Raw genomic sequence first — 23,860 nt, 5'->3', positions numbered from 1 at the left:
CAGCGCACAGCGACCGGAGCATACTAAGGTATGTGAGGGTTGCCAGCACTGCCGGGGGTGAAAATGGCGAGTAGGGTAGCTCAGAAAAGGAAATATAAGGGAAGTGTGCCGTGTTATTACCTTGGCTAATTATCATACCCTTCGTCGGCGGTCTGATCTGCTGGCTCACTGAGCGCCTCGGCGCGAAGGTGCCACGCTGGATCGCGCTGATTACCATGGGGCTGACGTTGGCGCTTTCGCTGCAACTCTGGTTGCAGGGAGGCTATTCACTGACGCAGGCAGCGGGCATTCCGCAGTGGCAGTCAAGTTTCTCCGTTCCCTGGATCCCACGCTTCGGCATCAGCTTCCATTTAGCCATTGATGGGCTGTCGCTGCTGATGGTGGTGCTGACCGGCCTGCTGGGTCTGATGGCGGTGCTCTGCTCCTGGAATGAGATCTCAAAGTATCAGGGCTTTTTCCACCTGAACCTGATGTGGATCCTGGGCGGCGTGATCGGTGTGTTCCTCTCCATCGACCTGTTCCTGTTCTTCTTCTTCTGGGAAATGATGCTGGTGCCGATGTACTTCCTCATCGCGCTCTGGGGTCATAAAGCGTCAGACGGTAAAACCCGTATCTCCGCGGCGACCAAATTCTTCATCTATACCCAGGCGTCGGGTCTGGTGATGCTGATTGCGATTCTGGGACTGGTGTTTGTTCACTACAACGCGACCGGCGTCTGGACATTCAGCTATGAGCAGCTGCTGCAGACTCCGATGTCGAGTGGCGTGGAATACCTGCTGATGCTGGGCTTCTTTATCGCCTTCGCCGTGAAGATGCCGGTGGTGCCTTTGCACGGCTGGCTGCCGGACGCGCACAGTCAGGCACCGACCGCGGGCTCCGTCGACCTGGCCGGTATTCTGCTGAAAACCGCAGCGTACGGTTTGCTGCGCTTCAGCCTGCCGCTGTTCCCGAACGCCTCCGCCGAGTTTGCGCCGATTGCCAACTGGTTGGGCATCATCGGTATCTTCTACGGCGCCTGGATGGCTTTCTCGCAGACCGATATCAAACGCCTGATCGCCTACACCTCGATTTCGCACATGGGCTTTGTGCTGATTGCCATCTATACCGGCAGCCAGCTGGCGCTGCAGGGTGCGGTGATTCAGATGATTGCGCACGGCCTCTCCGCCGCCGCACTCTTCATCCTGTGTGGTCAGCTTTATGAGCGTCTGCATACCCGCGATATGCGTCAGATGGGTGGACTCTGGTCGCGCATCAAGTGGATCCCGGGTCTGTCGCTGTTCTTCGCGGTCGCCAACCTCGGTATGCCGGGTACCGGTAACTTCGTCGGCGAGTTTATGATCCTGACAGGCAGTTTCCAGGTGGTGCCGACGATTATCGTCATCGCGACCTTTGGTCTGGTGTTCGCCTCCGTTTACTCGCTGGTGATGATGCAGCGCGCTTACTACGGCGAAGCGAAATCGAAAGACCCGCTGCCAGGCATGTCCCCGCGTGAGTTTATGACCATCGGTGTTCTGGTGGTGCTGCTGGTGCTGCTGGGCGTCTATCCACAGCCGATTCTGGATACTTCGCACGCTGCCATGAGCAATATTCAGCAGTGGTTTACCGCTTCAATTTCAACTACAAGGCCGTAATTCGCCATGACAATAACTCCTCAACAATTGATTGCGTTGCTGCCGCTGTTAATCGTCGGATTGACGGTGGTGGTTGTGATGCTCTCCATTGCCTGGCGACGCAACCACTTCGTTAACGCCACGCTAACGGTGGCTGGCCTGAACCTGGCGCTGCTCTCGCTCTACTTTGTCGGGCAGGTCGGCGCGATGGATGTGACGCCGCTGCTGCGTATCGACGGCTATGCGATGTTCTATACCGCGCTGGTGATGCTGGCCAGTCTGGCGACCTGTACCTTTGCCTATCCGTGGCTGGCAGGTTATCCCGATAACAAAGATGAGTTCTATCTGCTGGTCCTGATTGCGGCCCTGGGCGGCATCGTGCTGGCCAGCGCTAACCATCTGGCCTCGCTGTTCATCGGGATTGAGCTGCTGTCACTGCCGCTGTTTGGTCTGATTGGCTACGCATTCCGCCAGAAACGTTCGCTGGAAGCGGCGCTGAAATATACCATTCTGTCGGCGGCGGCCTCCTCATTCCTGCTGTTTGGCATCGCGCTGATCTACGCGGACTCCGGCAACCTGAGCTTTGTGGCGCTGGGCAAAAGTCTGACTGACAGCATGATCCATGAACCGCTGCTGCTGGTAGGGCTGGGCATGATGATCATCGGTCTGGGCTTTAAGCTCTCGCTGGTGCCGTTCCATCTCTGGACGCCGGATGTCTATCAGGGTGCGCCTGCGCCGGTCTCCACCTTCCTGGCCACCGCCAGTAAGATTGCGATCTTCGGTGTCATCATGCGCCTGTTCATGTATGCGCCGGTGACCGACAGCGAAGCCGTTCGCACCGTGCTGGCAGTGATCGCCTTCGTATCGATTCTGTTCGGTAACCTGATGGCGATTTCGCAGAGCAACATCAAGCGTCTGCTGGGGTACTCCTCGATTGCGCACCTCGGCTATCTGCTGGTGGCGCTGATCGCGGTAAAAGATCATCAGCTATCGCTGGAAACCTCCGGCGTCTATCTGGCAGGTTACCTCTTCAGCAGCCTGGGCGCCTTTGGCGTGGTGAGCCTGATGTCCAGCCCGTATCGTGGCCCGGATGCCGACTCGCTCTACTCCTATCGTGGTCTGTTCTGGCATCGTCCAATCCTCTCTGCGGTCATGACCGTGATGATGCTGTCGCTGGCCGGGATCCCAATGACGCTGGGCTTTATCGGTAAGTTCTACGTCATCGCATCAGGCGTCAGTGCCCACCTCTGGTGGCTGACCGGTGCCGTGGTGGCGGGCAGTGCGATTGGTCTCTACTACTATCTGCGCGTGACCGTGAGTCTCTACCTCAGCCCGCCGGAACTGCATACCCGTGACACTCCGGCGAACTGGGCGTTTACGGCCGGTGGTGTGGTGGTGCTGATCTCCGCCATTCTGGTGCTGCTGTTAGGGGTGTACCCGCAGCCGCTCATCAGACTGGTGCAGCTGGCCCAGCCACTGATGTAAACCGCACTCTGCGACGAATTAATCAGGCCTTCGGGCCTGATTTTTTTTATCTGCAGTTCGGGGCACCGGCAGGTGCGGGGGATGGCGCGCTCAGGTAATGTATCCCTTTCATTCAGCAGGGAGAGACCATGGACATTGAGTGGCAGGACAGACATCACAGTGAACTCACGCCGCATGAACTCTATGCGCTGCTGGCGTTGCGCAGCGCCGTGTTCGTGGTGGAGCAGCAGTGCGCCTATCTGGACGTGGATGGTAACGATCTGCGGGCAGACAACCGCCATCTGCTGGGCATGGCCGGGGGACAACTGGTGGCCTATGCGCGACTCCTCTCCCCGGAGGATGAGAGCAGTCCGGTGAAGATCGGACGCGTCATCGTTTCGGATCGGGTGCGGGGTGCACGGCTGGGCAACCGTCTGATGGAGCAGGCCATCGCCCGCTGTCAGCAGCACTGGCCGGGGCGAGACCTGTTTCTCTCCGCGCAGGCTCATCTGGAAAACTTCTACCAGCAGCACGGCTTTATCGCGGTGGGGGAGACCTATCCGGAGGATGGTATTCCGCACGTTGATATGCGAAAGCGCGCGCCATAAGACATAAGAAAAGGCGAGACCGGAGTCTCGCCTTTTTTCATCAACCCACCGTCATCTGACGGTCGTCGACATATTTCCGCTGATCCGGCGCAGGCGGGTGGTACTGATAGAGCCAGGTTTCGCTCAGCGTCTCCTCTTTGCTGCGCAGGAACAGGCGCATCTCCACCGGCTGCGTGGAGTCGCTGTTCGGATACCAGTCAAACAGGATGCGATAGCCTTTCAGCGGATCGACATAGAGGATCTCAACCTGCTTCACGCTGCCGGATGAGACGGTGATCACCGGCTCAATGCCTTTGGGGGCCGCGGCCTGCAGGTCACCACCAATAAAGTCGATAGCGAAGCGGCGGCACCAGGTTTCCGGGAAGTGTTCGCCAGGCGCCCAGCCTTCCGGGAAGCCACCGATACCGGTACGGGTGGCGTCAACGCGCGCCAGACCGCTGCGCACCGGCGGCAGACCGCTCCAGTAGAGTTTATAGGCGAAGCTCAGCTCGCTGCCCGCTTTGACCGGCTCAGATGGCTGCCAGAAGCAGACGATATTATCCAGGGTTTCACCGGTGGTCGGGATCTCCATCAGGTTGATCGCGCCTTTGCCCCATTTGCCGACCGGCTCCACCCACAGGCTTGGCCGTTTGTCATACCAGCCAATCACATCCTGATAATCTTTGAAGTCGTGATTGAGCTGCAGCAGGCCAAAGCCACGCGGATTCTCATCTTCGTAGGCGTTGAACTGCAGACGCTGCGGATTGTTGAGCGGACGGGCAATCCATTCACCTTTCCCGGTCCACATCGCCAGGCGATCGGAGTCGTGGATCTGCGGATGATAGGTGTTGCACATGCGGCGCTCGTTGGTGCCGCAGCTGAACATACTGGTCATCGGCGAGATACCAATCTGACGGATCTCTTTACGGGCGAACAGGTGGTTCTCCACCTCCATCACCACGCGCTTCTCTTCGCAGTGGATAATAAACTTGTAGGCGCCGGTGAGGCTGGCACCATCCAGCAGGGCGTAACAGGTAAAGGTGGTGTCCTCCGCTTTTGGCGTTTCAAACCAGAAGGCGGTGAAATCCGGGAACTCTTCCTGTCCATTGCTGAAGGTGTTGATGGCGACGCCGCGTGCGGAGAGGCCATACTGGAAGGTTTCGTCAACCGCGCGGAAGTAGCTGGCACCGAGGAAAGAGACGATATCGCGACGAGCCAGTTCTGGTTTTTTAAAGGCGCGGAAACCGGCGAAGCCGAGATCAGTCTTGCCCTCCAGCTGCTTTGTGTCGACACCGGCATTGTTGTAGTTGAACAGCTCCGGGCGGAAGTGAATTTCGCGCGCCTCACGGCTCTCGCCATCCACAGAGAACATACGGATGCGCCGCTTAAAACCCATGCCTACATGGAAGAACTGCACATCCAGCTGACGGTCCGGCAGATTGTTCCACAGCGAGTGATTCGCATCATACTGAATTTCGTTGTACGCCTGCGGCGTCAGCGTGGCCAGGGTCTCCGGCAGTGCGCCAGGCGCGCCGCCCCAGGGCTTTTTCGCCAGTGCCGCCGCGTTTTTCTTCAGTACGTCGAAATCGAAGCGCACGGCATTCCCGTCAGCAATGCCATCTTCTGCCCATGCGGATTGCGCAAACAGCGTGGAGAGGCCGGTCATGCCGCTGACGGCCGAGAAGGCCATTGACGCTTTCATAAACATTCTTCGATTCATGCCAGAAATCATTCCTTAGCTGTTCGAGGGTGTCGTGACTGTCGTGCAGAATGCACTTTCATGGCCCGATAATCACAGGCAACAGAGGGGTACGACAGCAGGGTTACTGGAAAATTCAGTCACGTTAAAATTTATCAGATTAATCAAAGAAGCGAAGCGAAATTCAGGGGCGGCGGCCGGGTCTTACACTTCTTTGCGCAGCGAAGCGGCAGGCCGCCGGGATCGTCCGCTTTTAGCAGATGAAAAATCAGGGGATTCCTGGCGCAGGAAATCAGCAGTTCGCCAGATTGTGACTATAGTTAATGAACTGCTTTGCAATTCACACGGAGGAAACGATGGTAAATCAGACAAATCAATTCGAAACGGGCCTCGATGACGATATTGCGTTACTGACTGAAACGCTGGAAGAAGTGCTTAAATCATCAGGCGATCCGGCCGATCAGAAGTACATTGAGCTTAAAAGCAAAGCCGAACAGGCGCTGAACGACGTGAAATCCCGCGTCAGCCAGGCGTCCGACAGCTACTACTATCGCGCGAAACAGGCCGCATACCGGGCTGACGACTATGTGCACGAGAAACCGTGGCAGGGTGTCGGTATCGGCGCAACGGCTGGCCTGGTTCTGGGTCTGCTGCTGGCGAGTCGCTAATCGCGACCGGCTGACACCATGAACGTGAATAAATAAACGGCGGGGCGATCCCGCCGTTTTTGTTTTCCACTCCTGCGCCATTCCCCGGTTTTATACGCTACGTGCTGCTCCGGACGTCACAGCCATATTCGCTGACGCGACCAATTGTGTTTCTCTGGCGGACTTCCTACAGTTAAGCAAACGTGAAAAGGAGAACCCGACGTGATTAGAGTAGAGATGCTGTCAACCGGGGATGAGGTGCTGCACGGCCAAATCGTCGATACCAACGCCGCCTGGCTGGCGGATGTGCTGTTTCAGCAGGGGCTGCCCATGACCAGCCGCACCACGGTAGGCGATTCACTGGAATCGCTGATTGCCACGCTGCAGTCACGCAGCCGCGAGGCCGACGTGCTGATTGTGAATGGCGGGCTGGGACCGACCAGCGACGATCTCAGTGCGCTGGCCGCCGCCAGAGCCTGTGGCGTGGCGCTGGAGATGCAGCACGAATGGCTGGCACAGATGGAAGCCTGGTTCGCCAGCCGGGGGCGCGTCATGGCTGCCAGCAATCGCAAGCAGGCTGAGATCCCGGCTGGCGCGGAATTGATCGATAATCCGGTTGGCACCGCCTGCGGTTTTGCTTTGCAACTTAATCGCTGCTGGATCTTCTTTACGCCCGGCGTGCCGTCGGAATTTAAAGTGATGGTGGAGCAGCAGATCATCCCGCGACTGAAAGCGAAATTCTCGCCGCCTGAGCCACCGATCTGCCTGCGGCTCACCACCTTTGGTCGCGGTGAAAGCGACATCGCCGCGGAGCTGGAGCCGCTGTCGCTGCCGGAAGGGGTGGTGATGGGTTATCGCTCCTCTATGCCGATCATCGAGATCAAGCTCACCGGCCCGGCGAGCCAGCGGGTGGCAATGGAGCAGGTGTGGCAGCAGGTTCGTCTGCAACTGGCAGAGTGCACGATTTTCGAAGGTACGGAAGGGTTACCGGCGCTGCTGGCCCGCGAGCTGGTGCAACGGGGTGAGCTGCTCGCGGTCAGCGAGCAATACACCGCCGGGCTGCTCTGCTGGCAGCTGGCGTCGGCCAGCGTACCGCTGCGCGGTGGAGATATTCTGCCGCCGCAGACGGAGACGCTGGAGCAGCAGGTCGCCCGCACCCGCCAGCTTGCAGCGCAGCAGCAGGCGACCCTCGCGCTTTCGGTGGGCAGTCTGGATCAGGAGGCGATTTCAATCGCGCTGCACACGCCGGACGGCAGCGTGGGTCAGCGTGTGAAGTTCAGCACCGGTCGCCATAATCTGGAGACGCGGCAGAAGGTGGTGGCAATGATGGCGATGAACATGCTGCGCCGCTGGCTTCACGGCAGTGAGGTTAGCACGGGTCACGGCTGGATTGAGGTAGTGGAAACGGTCCGGCAGTAACATCTGCACATTAAAACGGGCGCCTGAGGCGCCCGTTCTGATTCTGACCTTTGCCTGCGCTGACGCGACTTCACGCAGCGCGAGATCTCCTGGCCAGCCTTATAACTCAAGCTCAATCTCGCCTTTGGCTTTGCAGCAGCAGGGCAGGATCTCATCCTGCTGCACAAAAGCCAGTGGCTGCTGCGGGTAGTGTACTTCGCCTTTCAGCAGCCGCATCCGGCAGGAGCCGCAGTAGCCTTCGCGGCACTGAAACTCCACACAGAAGTTATTCGCCTCCAGCAGCGTCAGCAGGCTGGTGTGCTCGTCCGTGCATTCCAGCCGGGTGCCGGAACTGCGCAGAATAACAACGTCGCGGCTCATAATCAGAGCTGGAAGTCGTCGAAGTCGTTAGCGCCCACTTCAGAATCGATCTGACCCACCAGATAGGAGCTCACTTCCACTTCCTGTGGCGCGACCTGCACGTTGTCAGAGACCAGCCAGGAGTTGATCCACGGAATCGGGTTTGAGCGGGTCTGGAACGGCAGATCCAGGCCCACTGCCTGCATACGGATGTTGGTGATGTACTCGATGTACTGGCAGAGGATATCTTTGTTCAGGCCGATCATCGAACCGCCACTGAACAGATAGTCCGCCCACTCTTTCTCCTGCAGTGCGGCTTTCTTAAACAGCTCGAAGCACTCTTCGCGGCACTCTGCGGCAATCTCTTTCATCTCGGGATCGTCTTCGCCGCTGCGCAGCAGGTTCAGCATGTGCTGCGTGCCGGTCAGGTGCAGGGCTTCATCGCGGGCGATCAGTTTGATGATTTTGGCATTGCCTTCCATCAGCTCACGCTCAGCGAAAGCGAACGAACAGGCGAAGCTGACATAGAAACGGATCGCTTCCAGCGCATTGACGCTCATCAGGCAGATATAGAGCTGCTTCTTCAGGGCGCGCAGGCTGACGACGACCTGTTTGCCGTTAACCTGATGTGTGCCTTCGCCCAGCTGATGCCAGTAGTTGGTCATCTCAATCAGATCGTCGTAATAGCGCGAGATATCCTGCGCACGCGCCAGGATCTGCTCGTTGGTGACGATATCGTCGAACACCAGCGCCGGATCGTTGACGATGTTACGGATGATGTGGGTGTAAGAACGGGAGTGGATCGTCTCGGAGAACGCCCAGGTTTCAACCCAGGTTTCCAGTTCAGGAATTGAGATCAGCGGCAGCAGTGCCACGTTCGGGCTGCGGCCCTGAATCGAATCCAGCAGCGTCTGGTACTTCAGGTTGCTGATGAAAATATGTTTTTCATGCTCAGGCAGTGCCTGGTAGTCGATGCGGTCGCGCGAAACGTCCACTTCTTCCGGGCGCCAGAAGAAGGAGAGCTGCTTTTCAATCAGCTTTTCAAAGATGTCATATTTTTGCTGATCGAAGCGCGCCACGTTTACCGACTGACCGAAAAACATCGGCTCTTTCAGCTGATCATTTTTGTTCTGTGAGAAAGTGGAGTAAGCCATAAATGTTGTCCAAAAAAGTAGACGAAGCCAGGCCTCGTGAAATGAATGAGGCGGGAGGGATCTCCCGCCTGACCATTAGATCTTACAGGCGCCGCTCTCGCAGCCATCATCCTGGATAGAAGGTGCCAGGTCATCCTGCGCATCTTCTGCACCGTCACGGGTGTTCTGATAGTAGAGCGTTTTCACGCCGAACTTATACGCGGTCAGCAGATCTTTCAGCAGCTGCTTCATCGGCACCTTGCCGTTGGCAAAGCGTGACGGATCGTAGTTGGTGTTGGAGGAGATCGCCTGGTCGATGAATTTCTGCATCAGACCCACCAGCTGCAGGTAGCCGTCGTTGTTTGGCATTTCCCACAGCAGCTCATACTGATCTTTCAGACGGTCATACTCCGGCACCACCTGGCGCAGGATGCCATCTTTGGAAGCCTTGATGCTGATGTGGCCGCGTGGCGGCTCAATGCCGTTGGTGGCATTGGAGATCTGCGATGAGGTCTCAGATGGCATCAGTGCCGACAGCGTGGAGTTGCGCAGGCCGTGCGTTTTGATCGCTTCACGCAGCGCTTCCCAGTCGAGATGCAGCGGTTCATTGCTGATCGCATCCAGGTCTTTCTTGTAGGTGTCGATCGGCAGAATGCCCTGCGCATAGGTGGTTTCATTGAACCACGGGCAGGCACCTTGCTCTTTCGCCAGTTCGTTTGAGGCTTTCAGCAGGTAGTACTGAATGGCTTCAAAGGTTTTGTGCGTCAGGCCATTTGCACTGCCGTCGGAGTAGCGCACACCATGTTTCGCCAGGTAGTAGGCGTAGTTGATGACGCCGATACCCAGAGTACGACGACCCATTGCACCACGCTGTGCAGCCGGAATCGGGTAGTCCTGATAATCGAGCAGGGCATCGAGGGCGCGGACGGCCAGGGTCGCCAGCTCTTCCAGGTCATCGAGGCTTTCGATCGCACCGAGGTTGAAGGCGGAAAGCGTACAGAGGGCGATCTCACCATTTTCATCGTTAACGTCTTCCAGCGGTTTGGTCGGCAGGGCGATTTCCAGGCAGAGGTTAGACTGGCGAACCGGCGCGATGCTCGGATCAAACGGGCTGTGCGTGTTGCAGTGGTCAACGTTCTGGATGTAGATACGGCCGGTTGAGGCGCGTTCCTGCATCATCAGCGAGAAGAGATCGACCGCTTTCACGCGCTGTTTGCGGATGCTCTCATCCTGCTCATATTTGGTGTAAAGGCGCTCAAATTCATCCTGATCAGCGAAGAAGGCGTCATACAGGCCAGGCACGTCAGACGGGCTGAACAGCGTGATATCTTCGCCTTTCAGCAGGCGCTGATACATCATCTTGTTGAGCTGGACGCCGTAGTCCATGTGACGCACGCGGTTGCCTTCAACACCACGGTTGTTTTTCAGCACCAGCAGGCTTTCGATTTCCAGATGCCACATCGGGTAGAACAGCGTAGCGGCACCGCCACGCACGCCGCCCTGAGAACAGGACTTCACTGCGGTCTGGAAATGTTTGTAGAACGGGATACAGCCGGTGTGGAACGCTTCACCGCCGCGAATCGGGCTGCCCAGCGCACGGATACGGCCCGCGTTGATGCCGATACCGGCACGCTGAGAAACATATTTCACGATGGCGCTGGAGGTGGCGTTAATGGAGTCGAGGCTGTCGCCGCACTCGATCAGCACGCAGGAGCTGAACTGACGCGTTGGGGTACGCACGCCGGACATGATCGGGGTCGGCAGCGAGATTTTAAACGTCGAGATCGCATCATAGAAACGCTTGATGTAATCCATACGTGTGTCGCGCGGATAGCCGGAGAAGAGGCAGGCCGCGACCAGAATGTAGAGGAACTGCGCGCTCTCGTAGATTTCACCGGAGACGCGGTTCTGTACCAGATATTTGCCTTCCAGCTGCTTCACGGCGGCATAGGAGAAGTTCATGTCGCGCCAGTGGTCGAGGAACTCGTCCATCTGTGCAAACTCTTCCTTGCTGTAATCTTCCAGCAGGTGGCGATCGTATTTGCCCAGATCAACCATTTTAACCACCTGGTCGTAGAGCTTCGGCGGCTCAAACTGACCGTACGCTTTTTTGCGCAGGTGAAAGATAGCCAGGCGGGCGGCCAGGTACTGATAGTCAGGGGCATCGCGAGAGATAAGGTCTGCTGCGGCCTTGATGATGGTCTCATGAATGTCAGAGGTTCTGATGCCATCATAGAACTGAATGTGAGAGCGCAGTTCCACCTGTGAGACAGAGACGTTGTTCAGCCCTTCGGCAGCCCAGTCCAGCACACGGTGAATTTTGTCGAGGTCAATGCGCTCCTGGCGGCCATCGCGTTTAGTAACGAGCAGACTCTGGTTCATGTCGCGTTTTTACCTTTGCGTGAGTATCCAAAAATTAAAAGAAATCCCGGTTTATACACAGCCTATTCATTGTGAATAATATGTGGATAAACACTACATCTAGGGGGTGATGGGAAAAGCTACAACTACATGGAGGCATATTTTAGTATTTTGCGGCGGGTTAACAAGAGCAAAAAATGATGGCGGGAGGGGTTGTAATTCTGCCGAAAATTCTCAGGCCACGCCTTGTAAGGGCTGCCATCGTGTCAACCAGATCACACTTTTTTTTCTAACTTTGATCGGGCGCGTATTTCTTATTCAATCCTCCCGATTCTTCGCCAGCGGGGAGGAAAAATAGTCAAAAGCCGCTAGCAGGGTCATCGGCAGCCTGAAATCCGGCGGTCGCAAACGTGGCCTGAGCGCCGTAACCTGTTGGTAAGGCTCAGAATAGCGCGGGATGAAAAGCGGGCGGGGAGATGATGAGGCCCGCCCGGATTCGGGCGGGCGGCTCGCTTACACGGCGCGGTGGGTGTGGACCATGTAATTGACGTCGGTCCCAGGTGCCAGTTTGAAACGGTTGGTCACCGGGTTGTAGTGCAGGCCAATGATGTGGCGTTCGCGCAAAGCGGTTTCATCGACCCAGCCCAGCAGCTCAGAAGGGCGGATAAACTTTTTCACGTCATGCGTTCCGCGCGGCACCATGCGCAGCACATATTCTGCGCCAAACACCGCCAGCAGCCAGGCTTTTGGATTGCGGTTCAGCGTAGAGAAAAAGACGTCGCCGCCCGGTTTGACCAGCTTTGCACAGGCGTGAACCACCGAGCGCGGGTCCGGGACGTGCTCCAGCATCTCCATGCAGGTCACCACATCATATTTCCCGGCATGCTCTTCCGCGTGCGCTTCCACGGTCTGCTGCACGTAGTCCAGCGTGACGCCGCTCTCCTGCGCATGCAGGCGCGCCACGGCCAGCGGTTCCGCGCCCATGTCCAGGCCGGTGACGATCGCGCCTTCACGCGCCATGCTTTCGGCTAAAATGCCGCCGCCGCAGCCGACGTCGAGCACGGTTTTACCAAACAGGCCGTTGCTGTGCTCGGCGATATAGCCCAGGCGCAGGGGGTTAATACGGTGCAACGGTTTAAATTCACCCTCCAGATCCCACCAGCGCGAGGCAACGGCCTCAAACTTGGCAATTTCCTGCGCATCGACGTTCTGCTGATGATTCTGCGGTTGTGCATTCATTGAATCGTAACTCCTGACAAAATGTGCCCACAGTATAAACGCTTAACCGCAGATGGCACACCTTTCAGGCGGAAGGAAAAGCGGGCGATATCGGTGGTTAACGTTCACCAGAGGATTGCAGTGTGATATACTTTCGCACCTTTAAAATCCGGGATTAAGTAGAGGGATAGCGGCTCCATGAGCGACCTTGCGAGAGAAATTACACCGGTCAACATCGAAGAAGAATTAAAAAATTCTTACCTCGGTTACGCCATGTCGGTCATCGTTGGCCGAGCTTTACCCGATGTGCGTGATGGCCTGAAGCCGGTTCATCGTCGTGTACTTTATGCGATGAGCGTACTGGGTAACGACTGGAACAAACCCTATAAAAAATCTGCCCGCGTTGTCGGTGACGTTATCGGTAAATATCACCCGCATGGTGATTCCGCCGTTTACGACACTATCGTACGTATGGCCCAGCCTTTCTCCCTGCGTTACATGCTGGTGGACGGACAAGGCAACTTCGGTTCCATCGACGGCGACTCCGCCGCGGCGATGCGTTATACCGAAATTCGCATGTCGAAAATCGCCCACGACCTGTTAGCTGACCTGGAAAAAGAGACCGTCGATTTCGTGCCGAACTACGACGGCACTGAGCAGATCCCTGAGGTTCTGCCGACCAAAATCCCGAACCTGCTGGTGAACGGCTCTTCCGGTATCGCCGTAGGTATGGCAACCAATATCCCGCCGCACAACCTGCGCGAAGTGATTAACGGCTGCCTGGCTTACATTGAAGATGAGAATATCAGCGTTGAAGCGCTGATGGAGCACATTCCGGGGCCTGATTTCCCGACCGCCGCCATCATCAATGGACGCCGTGGCATCGAAGAGGCGTACCGCACCGGACGCGGTAAAATCTATATTCGTGCGCGTGGCGAAGTCGAGGCCGATGCGAAAACCGGCCGCGAAACCATCATCATTCATGAGCTGCCCTATCAGGTGAACAAAGCCCGCCTGATCGAAAAGATTGCGGAGCTGGTGAAAGAGAAGCGTGTCGAAGGCATCAGCGCACTGCGTGATGAGTCTGACAAAGACGGCATGCGCATCGTGATTGAGATTAAGCGTGATGCGGTCGGCGAAGTGGTGCTGAATAATCTCTACTCGCTGACGCAGTTGCAGACGTCGTTTGGCATCAACATGGTTGCCCTGCATCAGGGTCAGCCAAAGATTATGGCGCTGAAGGAGATTCTGGACGCCTTCGTTCGTCATCGTCGTGAAGTGGTGACGCGTCGTACCATTTATGAACTGCGCAAAGCCCGTGACCGTGCCCATATCCTGGAAGGTCTGGCGATTGCGCTGGCGAATATCGATCCGATCATCGAGCTGATTCGTCGTGCGCCAACGCCGGCAGAAGCGAAAGCGGGTCTGATCGCACAGGCGTGGGATCTCGGTAATGTGTCCGCGATGCTGGAGCGTGCAGGCGATGACGCTGCGCGTCCGGAGTGGCTTGATGCGCAGTTTGGTATCCGCGACGGTCGCTACTATCTGACCGAGCAGCAGGCTCAGGCGATTCTGGATCTGCGTCTGCAGAAACTGACCGGCCTTGAGCATGAGAAGCTGCTGGACGAGTACAAGGCGCTGCTGGAGCAGATTGCCGAGCTGCTGCACATTCTGTCGAGCGCCGAGCGTCTGATGGAAGTGATCCGCGAAGAGCTGGAGCTGATGCGCGACCAGTTTGGCGACGATCGTCGTACCGAGATCACCGCGAACTCTGCCGATATCAATATCGAAGACCTGATCAATCAGGAAGACGTTGTGGTGACGCTGTCGCATCAGGGCTACGTGAAGTATCAGCCGCTGAGCGACTATGAAGCGCAGCGTCGTGGTGGTAAAGGCAAGTCGGCCGCACGTATCAAAGAAGAGGACTTCATTGATCGTCTGCTGGTGGCCAATACCCACGATACGATCCTCTGCTTCTCAAGCCGGGGCCGTCTCTACTGGATGAAGGTGTATCAGCTGCCGGAAGCCAGCCGTGGCGCGCGCGGACGTCCAATCGTCAACCTGCTGCCGCTGGAAGCCAACGAGCGTATTACGGCGATTCTGCCGGTACGCGAGTATACCGAAGGCTTCAATATCTTCATGGCGACCGCGCTGGGAACCGTGAAGAAGACTGCGCTGAAAGAGTTCAGCCGTCCACGCAGTGCGGGCATTATTGCCGTGAATCTGCGTGACGACGATGAGCTGATCGGCGTGTCGCTGACCAACGGTAATGATGAAGCGATGCTGTTCTCCGCAGCCGGTAAAGTGGTGCGCTTTGCAGAAACCGCTGTCCGTGCGATGGGCCGTACCGCCTCGGGCGTACGCGGCATCAAGCTGGCGGAAGGCGATCGCGTCGTGTCGCTGATTGTGCCGCGTGAAGAGGGTGCCATCATGACCGTGACGCAGAATGGTTACGGTAAGCGTACGGCCAACAGCGAATATCCGACCAAGTCGCGTGCGACGCAGGGTGTGATTTCCATCAAAGTGACCGAGCGTAACGGTCCGGTGATTGGCGCGGTTCAGGTTGTCGATAGCGATCAGATTATGATGATCACCGATGCCGGTACGCTGGTACGTACCCGCGTGTCAGAAGTGAGCGTCGTGGGTCGTAATACCCAGGGTGTGATTCTGATTCGTACCGCAGAGGATGAGAATGTCGTGGGTCTGCAGCGTGTTGCTGAGCCGGTTGAAGAAGAAGAGCTGGATTCCATCGACGGCAGCGTAGCGGAAGGCGAAGATGATATTGCGCCGGAAGCAGAGATCGATGATGAAGAGATTGCACCGGAAGAGGATGCTGACGGTGAAGACGACGCGGCGGAAGACGAAGAGTAATTTGTCTGGAATAAGCTAAGGTCGTTGCAGAAACGGCAGGTCAGGGGAAACCCGGCCTGCCGTTTTTTTTGGCTGTCGGTAGAGGAGGGGTAAATCGCTTTGAGCCGGGCGCTGCCGAAAGACCCGCTATGCCCGATTGCCAGGGAGGCCCGCATCCCTGCGGATCGGCCACGCCCTCACTGGCGTGGACGCTTTGCTCCTGGGGCATGGCGGCTCTTGCCCGTTTAAAGGTGGAGTTGCTTAAGATTATTGTGAACAGGTGTTGGTTTATGGAGCAGAAGCGACCCTCCGGGGCAGGCGTTAACGATGTTGTTACGCTGTCCTAAAAGCGTCTCAAATCCCGCGCTAAGCCTGCGGCTGGCTGGCTTTTTACGCCCGATAAAGCTAGTGTATGAGCATTAAAAATCGACGATGCGACTAACCTTGCCAACTGCGAGTTACCTTTGAAATATCCTGTCTCTTTCCGCACCACGCTTCGCATCTCGCGTTATCTTTTCCGCGCGCTGGCGCTGCTAATCTGGACGCTGGGCGCCGTTCTGACGGCGTTTTACATCATCAGCGTGCTGCACAATAAAGAGACGCAGGTTCGTCAGGAGTTTGCCAGCAACTACGGCACGATACAGTGGTATGTGCGCCATTCGGCGGACATGATGCGTGAGCTGAAATATATCACCGAGAATCGCCTGACCAACGCCAGCAGCGGGCTGGATGTCCTGACGGGCATGATGCCGGGCAAAACCACCCAGCCGCAGTTTACACCGCTGTTTTCTGATGGCGACTGCACCGCGATGAGCAACACCTGGCGCAACTCGCTCGATTCCCTGAGTTACTACATCAATTACTGGAAAAGCAATTTCGCCTCGTCATATGAACTGAATCGGGTGTTCTTTATCGGTGGCGAGAGCCAGTGTCTGGCCGACTTCACCATCGGCAGCAGCAATGCTGACCGGGAGCGCAGCCTGAAATCGCTGCGTGAAAATGTGCTGCGCTACCGCAACAACAGCGAGGAAGAGCGCCGTAATCCGATGTACTGGATCAACAGCAGCGCGCAGCCCGGCGTCGGCACTTTCTATATGGTGGTGCCGGTTTACGTCGCGAATAAACTGCAGGCGCTGCTGGGTGTTGAGCAGAACATCCGGCTGGATGAGTTTATCCAGCCTGGCAGCCTGCCGATTATCGCCTCCATTACCGATGAAAATTACCGTCCGCTGCTGAACTCGCGGCGCGGCGGGCTGGGCTTCTCGCTCGATAGTCTGCCCGACGATAAAACCTGGTTCGGCTACCTGAACGGTTATCGTCAGCTGGTGCTGAAAAAGCCGCTGCCGCCTTCAGATCTCAACGTGGTCTGGTCGATACCGACCGACGTGATGGTGGATCAGCTTAAGCTGATGATTATCAATGCGCTGCTGCTCAACATTTTCAGCGCCGTGATCCTGATTACACTTGCCTGGATATTTGAGCGCCGGATGTTCCTGCCGGCAGAAGAGAACGCCCATCGGCTAGAGGAGCATGAGCAGTTCAACCGCAAGATTGTCGCCTCGGCGCCGGTCGGGATCTGTATCTTACGCACCAGCGACGGCACCAATATTCTGAGTAATGAGCTGGCGCATAACTATCTGACGCTGCTGACTCAGGAAGATCGTCTGCGGCTGAATGAGATCATCGGCGGGCAGCAGGTCAACTTTGTCGATGTGCTGACCGGCAGCAATACCAACCTGCAAATCAGTTTTGTTCATTCGCGCTATCGTAACGAGAACGTGGCGATCTGCGTGCTGGTTGATGTTTCGGCGCGCGTGCGGATGGAGCAGTCTCTGCAGGAGATGGCGCACGCGGCAGAGCAGGCCAGCCAGTCAAAATCGATGTTCCTTGCCACGGTCAGCCATGAGCTGCGAACGCCGCTCTATGGCATTATCGGTAACCTCGATCTGCTGCAGACCAAAGAGCTGCCCAGCGGGATCGATTCGCTGGTAACGGCGATGAACAACTCCTCCAGCCTGTTACTGAAGATCATCAGCGACATTCTCGACTTCTCGAAAATCGAGTCGGAGCAGCTGAAAATTGAGCCGCGTCCGTTTGCCCCGCGTGAAATTGTCACTCACATCGTCGGCAACTATCTGTCGCTGGTGGTGAAGAAGCGGCTGACGCTCTACTGCTTTATTGAACATGATGTTCCACAGGTGCTGGATGGCGACCCGCTGCGCCTGCAGCAGGTGATTTCGAACCTGCTGAACAACGCCATCAAGTTCACCCACACCGGCTGTATCATCCTCCACGCCTATGTGGAGCAGGGCTATCTGGCGTTTCGTGTGCGTGACACCGGCGTGGGGAGCCCTGCCAAAGAGCTGCCGCGCCTGTTTGACCCCTTCTTCCAGGTGGGAAATGGCGTACAGCGTAATTTCCAGGGCACCGGGCTGGGGCTGGCGATCTGCGAAAAACTGATCAATCTGATGGATGGCGATATTGAGGTCGACTCCGAGCCGGGTATGGGCAGCCAGTTCATCGTGCGCATTCCGATTTACAAAGGGCAGAAACCGTCACTGCTGCTGCTGGAAGATTTACAGGATAAGAAGATCTGGCTGGCCATGCGCAACGACTATCTTGCCGCCTTCATTACGCGGCAGATCCAGCAGCAGGGTATACAGGTGGCGGAGTACAACGGTAAGTCTGGCCCCGACGATGTGGTGATGACCGACTACGATTTCGAACCCGAACTGCCGCTGCGTGCGCTGGTCACCTTCGACGGATCGCATGTGGATATGCCGCGTGAACGTCAGCCCGGTCACTGGGTCCACTCTACCGCCACGCTGCATGAGGTTCCGGCGCTGCTGGCGCGCATTTACCGGATCGCGCTGGGACAGGATGCAGCGGATGCGCTGCTGCTGGCCGCACCGGTCGAAGAGAAGGTGCATAACGATGACATCATGGTGCTGATTGTTGATGATCATCCAATCAACCGTATGCTGCTGTCGGAACAGCTGGGTACGCTGGGCTATCAGGTGAAGACCGCCCAGGATGGCGTCGATGCGCTGAATGTCCTGAGCCGTAATGAGATCGACATCGTGCTCACCGACGTCAACATGCCGAACATGGATGGTTATCGTCTGACACAGCGGCTGCGCCAGCTGGGTCACCTCTTCCCGGTTATCGGTGTCACAGCGAATGCGCTGGCGGAAGAGAAGCAGCGTTGTATGGATGCGGGTATGGACAACTGCCTGTCGAAACCGGTGACGCTGGATGTGCTGAAGGGAACGCTGGCAATCTATGCGGAGCGGGTACGTAAAACGCGGGCAGGATAGGGCAGGCGAGGAGAGAGGCGGTACGGGCTGTACCGCCTCAGAAACACGTTAGTCTCTTTCGACCTGCGTCTGGCTGACAGATGACAGATAGTTCAGCAGTGCGATATCGTTATCCACGCCCAGCTTCATCATCGCTGATTTCTTCTGGCTACTGATAGTTTTAATACTGCGGTTCAGTTTCTTGGCGATTTCGGTCACCAGGAAGCCTTCGGCAAACAGGCGCAGCACTTCGCTCTCTTTCGGTGACAAACGTTTGTCGCCGTAACCGCCCGCACTGATCTTCTCCAGCAGTTTCGCCACGCTTTCCGGCGTATATTTTTTGCCTTTCTGCAGTGCAGCCAGGGCTTTTGGCAGATCCGTTGGCGCACCCTGTTTCAGCACGATCCCTTCGATATCGAGATCCAGCACGGAGCTGAGGATAGCCGGGTTATTGTTCATGGTCAGAACAATAATCGAGAGATCAGGGTAGTGACGTTTAATATATTTAATCAGCGTAATGCCGTCGCCATACTTCTCACCTGGCATAGAGAGATCGGTGATCAGGACGTTGGCGTCGAGCCTGGACAGATTATTGATCAGTGCTGTTGAGTCTTCGAACTCACCTACAACGTTGACCCATTCAATTTGTTCCAGAGATTTTCGGATACCGAAAAGGACAATTGGATGGTCATCGGCAATAATTACATTTAAGTTATTCATCTTATTGGTTACCTTGCTGCAGCAGTTGATTGACGTAAGCGTCAATATCACTGGTGGTATTTGTAATGTTTGAATCGTCACACGCTTTAATGTGGTGTTCTAACTCTTCACAAAGCTGTTTGCCGGGAGTCAGATTGAGCATGGCAAACACGCCCTTCAGGCGATGCGCTGTCTGAGCAAGCGAAGCGTAGTCCTTTTCCGCCGACTCAGTATACAGTCTCTTCACATCATCCGGTACTGTCTCCGTAAACAGCTGGAAATAGCCACCGCTCATCAATGGCGTGGCTGCGTCGTCTTCCGTGTCGTTATCCATCACATCATGCGACAGTTGCTTCTCAATCAGGGCCAGCAATGCATCAAGCAGCGCATTACTGAGATTGAAGTTAACCCGATACTGCTGGTCGTTGAGGGCATGATGCCCCAGTTCATCCCCGGCCAGCAGCAGTGCCCAGCCGCTGAGCTTTGAGGGATCGTCGGTGACCAGCACATCGTGATCCTGACCGGAGATACGCTCGTCAGGCGTCAGACAACGCGCTCCCCAGTTTTCCAGATGCCGGCAGACGATCTTATGCACGTCCTCCACGGTGATCTCCACCAGCGCGGTCACGCCATCCAGAATCTTTTCCTCTTCTTCTTCCTGCTTCTGCTCCAGGGCCAGCGGCAGCTGCATGTTGTAGCGCGTGCCGATATCCGCTTTGGCCACGATATCGAGACTGCCGCCCATCTGCTTGCAGAGCTGCTTACACAGGAAGAACGCCATGCCTGACGCCTGCCCGTAGCGATCCTGACTGGTGTCGCCCAGGAACGGGAAGTCAACGTTAGCCAGCTCATCCACCGTCAGTCCGGCCCCGGTATCGACCAGTTCGATGATCAGTCTGTCGGGCTGCTTTTCTGTCGTCTTCACTTCCAGGGTGATTTTTCCCCAGCGGGTGGTGGTCAGAGCATAGTGCATCAGCGTGGTCAGCACCTTGCGCAGGGCGCGACGGTCGCCAAAGCGCGTCTCGTCATTCGCCCGATGGTTGTTCACCACCAGCGACAGCCCTTTGCGGCGCATCAGCGGCAGGCTCTCCAGCGCAATCTCATCCAGCAGATCCTGCAGGTTAAAGACCGTCGCATCCGGTGACCAGTCGTGCGCCTCCAGACGGTTGAGCAGAACGATATCATCGACCAGCCGCGCCAGCCCCTGGCTCTCATCGAGCAGGTCGAGCACGGTTTCATCGGCATCGCGCTGACTCAGCTGCACCAGTTGCGCCACCATCTTCTCCAGCGGCTGATTCAGCGCATGGCCCAGATTGTGCAGCAGCTGCTGCCGCATCTGGTGGTTGCGATCCAGCACCTGCTGCGCCTTCTGCAGTTTTTTGTTCACCAGCAGCTCGCGATCCTGATCGCGCATCATAAACAGCTGCGTATGCGGCGACAGCACGCTGCGGGCGTGGCGGATCTCATACACTTCATTGTTGATCGTAGCCTGAAGCACGCCCTGATGCTGGTCGGACATATTAATAATCTTCTGCAGATTGAGGTGAGGCAGAAGATGTTCGGCAATTTTATTGCTCAGCAGGGTGCGGTTGCTGGCGAAGTCATAGACCAGCAGGCCAACCGGCAGGCTGGCCACGATCTCTTCATTCAGTACCCGCAGCGAATCGAGTTCCGCGCTCTGGTTTTCGCTGGGGCGCAGCGACTGCTGACGCAGCAGCACAATCCCGGCCAGCGACAGCAGGAACAGCAGCAGGTTGATCAGCAGCGGCCAGAGCAGGTTGTAGAGGCTGTCGAGGAGCAGACGGGTAATCGGCACCTGATAAACCAGCTGCAGCGAGGTGCTGGGCAGGGTCGCTGTGATTTCGATGTTCGGGTTCACCAGCGAGATGCGGGTGTTTTCCACCTCCTGCTGATCGCTGCTGCTGGCAGGCAGGCTGCTGTCCTGGCGCAGCTGGAAATTCTCCAGCGGCATGTTCTGCGGAATCAGGTCGTTGACTGGCAGATCGAAGGCGACCACCGTCGCCAGGTGGCCCGGCTGGTTAAAGGTCGTGCGCAGCGTGAAGTAGTGATCGTTCTGGAAAGCGAGATGGCGAAGCGGCGAGAAACTTTCCCGCTCATCCAGCGCATTGGCCTGCTGCAGCATCTCCGCGCGGCGCCCGTCAACCATAGAGCTGATGGCGCTCTCTTTGTAGCGCGTTGCCATATCTTTCAGCGGCAGGGTCGAGATCATAATCAGGCTGTTATCCTGACCGTTGAGAAAATACATCGACCAGGTGGGATTTTCCGCGCCCCACAGGGTATCGAGATAGTTCGACATCCGCATCGTCATATCCAGCGTGCTGCTGTCGTGTGAGCCGAAAATCAGTGCTTCGGTTTTACGCCGGGTTTTTTCCAGATAATAGACATCAGGACGCAGCCGCGTCTCCTGCAGATTATTGCCGGGTGTCGCACCTGCCGCGCTGGTGGAGAGATTTTCATAGATCTGCCAGGTCGCAAAGCGATAGGCGTCGATGCGCTTCTGTACGTCGCGCGCCAGATCGTCCATGGCATAACGTTTCCCGGTCAGCCAGGCATTCACCGAGTTATGCACCATAAAGCCCAGCGCCAGCAGGAGCACCAGATTGAAAACCACAAAAAAGCGGGTGACGTTGCCGGAGGTCAGTGGAAACTTATACAACATAGCGTGTCAGGTACCTGAATTATCGCGCAACTTTTCGCGCACTGGCGGCTACCGCTAACAGCAACAGGGCGATCACTAAAAATGCACCACTGAGGCTAATCCATTGCGAAATGAATCCGATTAAAGCCGGACCTGAGAGAATACCCGCATATCCCAGCGTTGTCATGGCAGAAATCGCCAGGTTCGCAGGCATATCCCGTTGATTCCCGGCAGCATTGAACAACATCGGCACCGTATTAGACAAACCAAAGCCGACCAGCAGGAAGGCGAGCAGGGCGATCTCCGGCCACGGCAGCCAGACGGCCAGGCTCATGCCCGCCGCGGCGGTCAGCGCACCCGTCAGCATCACCGGATAGCGGCCAAAGCGTGCGATGACCTTATCGCCGCTGAAACGACCCAGTGTCATTGCCACTGAGAAGATCGCATACCCCAGTCCGGCATAGGCCGGAGTCATAGCCGGGTTCTGCAGCAGCAGCAGGGCGCCCCAGTCCAGGACGGCGCCCTCCGCCAGAAAGAGAATAAAGCAGAGCAGGCCAAGAAATGCGACCCAGCCGCGCGGGATCACCAGCCAGGGCTGGTCGGGCTGGTGCAGGCGTTCGTTCATTAACACCGGCAGCCGCCACAGCAACAGCAGCAGCATAACGGCCATCACCACCAGCGTGGCGGCCAGCGGGGTAAAGGACCGGCTCAGCAACAGGCTGACCGTGCCCGCGCCCAGAATGCCGCCCAGACTGAAGAAGCCATGAAAGCCGGACATCATCGGTTTGTCAGCGGCCTGCTCGACCTGCACCGCCTGATAGTTCATCGCCACATCCAGCATGCCCAGCCCGGCACCAAACAGCATCAGCGCCGCCGCCATCACCAGATGCGAGTCAGCCGTTGCCAGCAGCGGCATCATCATCAGCACCAGCAGCGTCGAAAAGGCCATCACCCGGCGGCAGCCAAAGCGTGCCACCAGCGTGCCGGTTACCGGCATGGCGGCGAGCGACCCGATTCCCAGACAGAGCAGCAAGGCACCCAGCGAAGCGCCGCTGAGCTGCAGGCGATCGCGGGCAAACGGAACCAGCGGTGCCCAGGCGGACATCCCTAAGCCATTGATCAGAAAGATGGTGCGCGTGCCCCAGTTCAGGCGGCTCTGCTGTTTATGTTGTTGTGCAGCGTCCAGTGCGGTCATAGGTCAGATTCATCAAAGGTAAAGCGGAAAAGTGTAGCACTTGCCGTGAGTGAGCGGCCCTTGCACCTCTTATCAGAAGTCGTGCAGCAACATCGTATAAATCATAAAGCCGGGAGTTTACCGACTTTTATTGCGCCGCGAATTTTTTCCAGAACTTTCCTGGCATCAGTCGGCGGTGCGCCTGTCGACTTAACGCAAATTTCCTGCTCGCTTTGAACGGGTTAACGGCGGCCAGCGAAAAAAGGGCCACCAATAAATGCTGGCCGACTCGCATATTTAACAAATTTTTTAACGCGCCATAAAGTTTCTGAAACGCGGGTTTGTTCACCTTTTTACATCATTTATGGAAACAGTCAGCAATAAATTGACATGAAAAAACAATGGGGAAGCGCATTTTCAGAAAACGCTTTTCCACGTTTCTCTTATGTAAAAAGTATTAAATCATAATGAAATCTGCACATTGAAATTGATTTTTCATCGGGCTACGCTAAAAATCAATCTGTCAGAACCGTTACGTTTCCCGCGAGTCTGTACGAAAACTCCAACAAAAAAATAGCGACACTTCCCGTGATGATTCGGGTCTTTGCCGTAGTTTTGCTGCGCCGTTTATCCGGCCACCAGGTGGATATGCCTTCCGTTTCCGGGAGGATAACCTACATGTGAATTTCATAAGCATAAAAATAA

At 56.6% G+C, this 23,860-nt stretch carries 16 protein-coding genes; 7 read left to right on the top strand and 9 right to left on the bottom strand.

Annotated features, from left to right (window positions below; all coding sequences use genetic code 11):
• The first annotated feature begins 110 nt into the window (after window positions 1–110).
• The 3 genes from nuoM (at window position 111) to AB1748_RS14240 (ending at window position 3,682) form a co-directional block, all read left to right on the top strand.
• Window positions 111–1,631: an NADH-quinone oxidoreductase subunit M gene (nuoM, locus tag AB1748_RS14250; protein WP_128084683.1), complete on the top strand. Its 1,521-nt coding sequence runs from the start codon at window positions 111–113 to the stop codon at window positions 1,629–1,631.
• A gap of 6 nt (window positions 1,632–1,637) precedes the next feature.
• On the top strand, window positions 1,638–3,095 hold the full coding sequence (nuoN, locus tag AB1748_RS14245; RefSeq protein ID WP_111140104.1) for an NADH-quinone oxidoreductase subunit NuoN: 1,458 nt from the start codon (window positions 1,638–1,640) through the stop codon (window positions 3,093–3,095).
• Window positions 3,096–3,223: 128 nt separating this feature from the next.
• Window positions 3,224–3,682 carry a GNAT family N-acetyltransferase gene (locus AB1748_RS14240; protein ID WP_367395657.1) on the top strand — a complete coding sequence of 153 codons (459 nt, stop codon included), beginning with the start codon at window positions 3,224–3,226 and terminating at the stop codon, window positions 3,680–3,682.
• A 40-nt stretch (window positions 3,683–3,722) separates the two neighbouring features.
• On the opposite strand, the gene AB1748_RS14235 is transcribed toward AB1748_RS14240, so the two are convergent.
• Window positions 3,723–5,381: a glucan biosynthesis protein D gene (locus AB1748_RS14235; protein ID WP_111140102.1), complete on the bottom strand. Its 1,659-nt coding sequence runs from the start codon at window positions 5,379–5,381 to the stop codon at window positions 3,723–3,725.
• A gap of 335 nt (window positions 5,382–5,716) precedes the next feature.
• Here AB1748_RS14235 and elaB point away from each other — a divergent pair, with 335 nt between their 5' ends.
• Window positions 5,717–6,028, top strand: coding sequence for a stress response protein ElaB (gene elaB, locus AB1748_RS14230; protein ID WP_111140114.1), 312 nt, complete (start codon window positions 5,717–5,719; stop codon window positions 6,026–6,028).
• A 201-nt stretch (window positions 6,029–6,229) separates the two neighbouring features.
• Window positions 6,230–7,426 (top strand): nicotinamide mononucleotide deamidase-related protein YfaY, encoded by a 1,197-nt coding sequence (locus tag AB1748_RS14225; protein WP_293771980.1) that lies wholly within the window; start codon window positions 6,230–6,232, stop codon window positions 7,424–7,426.
• Window positions 7,427–7,525: 99 nt separating this feature from the next.
• On the opposite strand, the gene yfaE is transcribed toward AB1748_RS14225, so the two are convergent.
• The 4 genes from yfaE to ubiG form a co-directional block, all read right to left on the bottom strand.
• The gene (yfaE, locus tag AB1748_RS14220; RefSeq protein ID WP_111140100.1) at window positions 7,526–7,786 is read right to left on the bottom strand and encodes a class I ribonucleotide reductase maintenance protein YfaE; all 261 of its coding nucleotides are present in this window, start codon (window positions 7,784–7,786) and stop codon (window positions 7,526–7,528) included.
• Window positions 7,787–7,788: 2 nt separating this feature from the next.
• Window positions 7,789–8,919, bottom strand: a complete 1,131-nt coding sequence (gene nrdB, locus AB1748_RS14215) for a class Ia ribonucleoside-diphosphate reductase subunit beta (RefSeq protein WP_111140099.1) — start codon at window positions 8,917–8,919, stop codon at window positions 7,789–7,791.
• 75 nt (window positions 8,920–8,994) lie between these two features.
• Entirely contained in the window at window positions 8,995–11,280 is a 2,286-nt protein-coding gene (nrdA, locus tag AB1748_RS14210; protein WP_111140098.1) for a class 1a ribonucleoside-diphosphate reductase subunit alpha, read from the bottom strand.
• 492 nt (window positions 11,281–11,772) lie between these two features.
• Window positions 11,773–12,498, bottom strand: a complete 726-nt coding sequence (gene ubiG, locus AB1748_RS14205; RefSeq protein ID WP_111140097.1) for a bifunctional 2-polyprenyl-6-hydroxyphenol methylase/3-demethylubiquinol 3-O-methyltransferase UbiG — start codon at window positions 12,496–12,498, stop codon at window positions 11,773–11,775.
• A 177-nt stretch (window positions 12,499–12,675) separates the two neighbouring features.
• Between ubiG and gyrA the strand changes: the two genes are divergently transcribed.
• Window positions 12,676–15,348: a DNA topoisomerase (ATP-hydrolyzing) subunit A gene (gene gyrA, locus AB1748_RS14200; RefSeq protein WP_111140096.1), complete on the top strand. Its 2,673-nt coding sequence runs from the start codon at window positions 12,676–12,678 to the stop codon at window positions 15,346–15,348.
• A 443-nt stretch (window positions 15,349–15,791) separates the two neighbouring features.
• Window positions 15,792–18,644 (top strand): two-component system sensor histidine kinase RcsC, encoded by a 2,853-nt coding sequence (gene rcsC, locus AB1748_RS14195; protein WP_367395656.1) that lies wholly within the window; start codon window positions 15,792–15,794, stop codon window positions 18,642–18,644.
• 48 nt (window positions 18,645–18,692) lie between these two features.
• On the opposite strand, the gene rcsB is transcribed toward rcsC, so the two are convergent.
• The 4 genes from rcsB to AB1748_RS14175 form a co-directional block, all read right to left on the bottom strand.
• Complete coding sequence (gene rcsB / locus AB1748_RS14190; RefSeq protein WP_111140094.1) at window positions 18,693–19,343, bottom strand: response regulator transcription factor RcsB; 651 nt, start codon at window positions 19,341–19,343, stop codon at window positions 18,693–18,695.
• Window position 19,344: 1 nt separating this feature from the next.
• Window positions 19,345–22,002, bottom strand: coding sequence for a phosphotransferase RcsD (gene rcsD, locus AB1748_RS14185; protein WP_293771965.1), 2,658 nt, complete (start codon window positions 22,000–22,002; stop codon window positions 19,345–19,347).
• 19 nt (window positions 22,003–22,021) lie between these two features.
• Window positions 22,022–23,176: an MFS transporter gene (locus AB1748_RS14180; protein ID WP_293771962.1), complete on the bottom strand. Its 1,155-nt coding sequence runs from the start codon at window positions 23,174–23,176 to the stop codon at window positions 22,022–22,024.
• A gap of 127 nt (window positions 23,177–23,303) precedes the next feature.
• Complete coding sequence (locus AB1748_RS14175) at window positions 23,304–23,504, bottom strand: hypothetical protein (RefSeq protein ID WP_146240850.1); 201 nt, start codon at window positions 23,502–23,504, stop codon at window positions 23,304–23,306.
• Window positions 23,505–23,860: the final 356 nt, after the last annotated feature.

The organism is Pantoea sp. Ep11b (genome assembly GCF_040783975.1).
Taxonomy (GTDB): Bacteria; Pseudomonadota; Gammaproteobacteria; order Enterobacterales; family Enterobacteriaceae; genus Pantoea.
The sequence above is the reverse complement of the archived record's forward strand: the minus strand, read 5'-3'. Positions and strand labels throughout refer to the sequence as shown.

What these genes read in the sequence shown, in the direction of transcription:
- AB1748_RS14240 (WP_367395657.1), top strand. Translation starts at nt 3,224, where the DNA reads ATGGACATTGAGTGGCAGGACAGACATCACAGTGAACTCACGCCGCAT.
- ubiG (WP_111140097.1), bottom strand. Translation starts at nt 12,498, where the DNA reads ATGAATGCACAACCGCAGAATCATCAGCAGAACGTCGATGCGCAGGAA.
- nrdA (WP_111140098.1), bottom strand. Translation starts at nt 11,280, where the DNA reads ATGAACCAGAGTCTGCTCGTTACTAAACGCGATGGCCGCCAGGAGCGC.
- rcsB (WP_111140094.1), bottom strand. Translation starts at nt 19,343, where the DNA reads ATGAATAACTTAAATGTAATTATTGCCGATGACCATCCAATTGTCCTT.
- gyrA (WP_111140096.1), top strand. Translation starts at nt 12,676, where the DNA reads ATGAGCGACCTTGCGAGAGAAATTACACCGGTCAACATCGAAGAAGAA.
- AB1748_RS14180 (WP_293771962.1), bottom strand. Translation starts at nt 23,176, where the DNA reads ATGACCGCACTGGACGCTGCACAACAACATAAACAGCAGAGCCGCCTG.
- rcsD (WP_293771965.1), bottom strand. Translation starts at nt 22,002, where the DNA reads ATGTTGTATAAGTTTCCACTGACCTCCGGCAACGTCACCCGCTTTTTT.
- AB1748_RS14235 (WP_111140102.1), bottom strand. Translation starts at nt 5,381, where the DNA reads ATGAATCGAAGAATGTTTATGAAAGCGTCAATGGCCTTCTCGGCCGTC.
- yfaE (WP_111140100.1), bottom strand. Translation starts at nt 7,786, where the DNA reads ATGAGCCGCGACGTTGTTATTCTGCGCAGTTCCGGCACCCGGCTGGAA.
- nuoN (WP_111140104.1), top strand. Translation starts at nt 1,638, where the DNA reads ATGACAATAACTCCTCAACAATTGATTGCGTTGCTGCCGCTGTTAATC.
- elaB (WP_111140114.1), top strand. Translation starts at nt 5,717, where the DNA reads ATGGTAAATCAGACAAATCAATTCGAAACGGGCCTCGATGACGATATT.
- nrdB (WP_111140099.1), bottom strand. Translation starts at nt 8,919, where the DNA reads ATGGCTTACTCCACTTTCTCACAGAACAAAAATGATCAGCTGAAAGAG.